General features: G+C 60.4%; 1 protein-coding gene. It reads right to left on the reverse strand.

All coding sequences use genetic code 11. From position 1 onward, the window contains the following. Positions 1-232, reverse strand: a 232-nt coding sequence (locus tag SAZ04_RS21935; protein WP_332699667.1) for a methyl-accepting chemotaxis protein, incomplete at its 3' end; no start/stop codon positions are given. Positions 233-278 lie beyond the last annotated feature (46 nt).

The following is a 278-nucleotide window of genomic DNA, read 5'->3' on the forward strand; positions in this document are numbered from 1 at the left end:
CTTTCACATTAAATACCGCGACCAGCCCGGTCAGACGATCCGCCTGGCTGGCCAGCTGATCGGTTGCCGCTGCCGCTTCCTCAACTAACGAGGCGTTCTGTTGCGTCACCTGATCCATCTGGGTGACCGCCTGAGCAACCTGCTCAATCCCGCGACGCTGTTCATCCGACGCCGAGGCAATCTCGCCCATGATGTCGTTCACCCGCGTCACGGAGGTGACGATTTCGTGCATGGTTTGTGCCGCCGTATCCACCAGGGCAGAGCCTTGCTGAACCCGT

Source organism: Halalkalibacter lacteus, assembly GCF_036663595.1.
Taxonomy (GTDB): domain Bacteria; phylum Bacillota; class Bacilli; order Bacillales; family Bacillaceae_D; genus Halalkalibacter; species Halalkalibacter lacteus.